This window comes from Streptomyces sp. NPDC004667 (assembly GCF_040609475.1).
Taxonomy (GTDB): Bacteria; Actinomycetota; Actinomycetes; order Streptomycetales; family Streptomycetaceae; genus Streptomyces.
On sequence record NZ_JBEXKC010000143.1, the window covers coordinates 1 to 1,186 of the forward strand.

Below are 1,186 nucleotides of genomic sequence, written 5' to 3' on the forward strand. Positions count from 1 at the left end.
AAACACCAACCACACCCCCCGGCCGGGACCACCCGCCGGGCGTTTTCGCACGCCCGCACAACCGGCGGCTCCGCGTCAGGCCCCTCCGAGCCAGCTCGTGGCGTCCAGCCGGTACGCGGTCTCGGCCGGCACGACGGTGCGCAGCGCGGCCTCCATGTCCCGTACCCGATCGGCGCCGAGGGCCCCGGCCCACTCGCCCCTCAGTTCGTCGAAGATCACGGCTGAACGGGCCAGGGCGTCGAAGCCGCGCGGGGTGAGGCGGACGAGCTTGCGGCGGGCGTCCGCGGGGTCGTCGGTGCGTTCGGCGTAGCCGGCGGCGAGGAGGCGGTCCACGGTCTTGCCCGCGGCCTGCTTCGAGACGCCGAGCCGGCGCCCGACATCGCTCGCGGTCGCCCCGCGCGGCCCGATGGCCTGCATGGCGAAGCCGTACGCGGGTCGCAGGTCGGGGTGACCCTCGGCGGCGAGGCGGGCGTGCAGTCGGTCGATCAGGGTGCGGAAGCCGGCGAAGAGGAGCAGCGGGAGCTCGAATCCCGGACCGTCACCCTTGCCACCATCGACAACCTGGTTTACGTTTTTCTCCTCAACATGGTCAACCATGTTGTCCATGTTATCCATTGGTCCATCCCGTCTGGAGCTCCGCGTGTCCCACGATCTGGCTGCCCGCACCGCCAACGCCGTCGCCCTGCTGAAGGTCTCCCCGCACACCCTCGACGGCTTCCTCAAGCTGAGTGAGATCTTCGAGTCCACCACCCTGGACCCCCACTCCCGCGAAACCGTGATCCTGACCGTCGCCGCCCGCAACCAGTGCCACCTGTGCGTGGATATGCACGAGGCGAAGCTCACCGCTCTGGGCCCTGCCCCGGACCCGGAGCGACTGCGGGCCGTGGAGGAGTTCACCCTGCGGGTGCTCGCGTCTTCGGGGGCGGTGAGCGACGAGGACCTGGGGCGGTTCCGGGAGGCCGGCTACACGCGCCAGAACGCCCTGGAGGTGGTCCTGGGTATCGGTACGTACACGGTCTCGACGTTCGCGAACCGGCTGACGCGAGCCGCCTGACCCGCCGGCGCCCGACCGGCGCCGGGTTGGGCCCGGGGCGCCCTTCCGAGGGGGGGGGGGGCGCTGTACCCGCGCGCCGCGCGGTGCGCAACCCGCAGACCCAACCATCGCACTAAGACCCGCACCCCACCC

At 71.7% G+C, this 1,186-nt stretch carries 2 protein-coding genes; one reads left to right on the forward strand and one right to left on the reverse strand.

What is annotated here, in order from left to right; translation table 11 throughout:
* Positions 1-75: 75 nt before the first annotated feature.
* Entirely contained in the window at positions 76-597 is a 522-nt protein-coding gene (locus tag ABZW32_RS37245; RefSeq protein ID WP_356224961.1) for a MarR family winged helix-turn-helix transcriptional regulator, read from the reverse strand.
* A 43-nt stretch (positions 598-640) separates the two neighbouring features.
* Here ABZW32_RS37245 and ABZW32_RS37250 point away from each other — a divergent pair, with 43 nt between their 5' ends.
* Entirely contained in the window at positions 641-1,054 is a 414-nt protein-coding gene (locus tag ABZW32_RS37250; RefSeq protein WP_356224963.1) for a carboxymuconolactone decarboxylase family protein, read from the forward strand.
* Positions 1,055-1,186: the final 132 nt, after the last annotated feature.

Excerpts from the sequence above, each read along its gene's own strand:
- ABZW32_RS37245 (WP_356224961.1), bottom strand. The coding sequence starts at position 597 with ATGGTTGACCATGTTGAGGAGAAAAACGTAAACCAGGTTGTCGATGGT.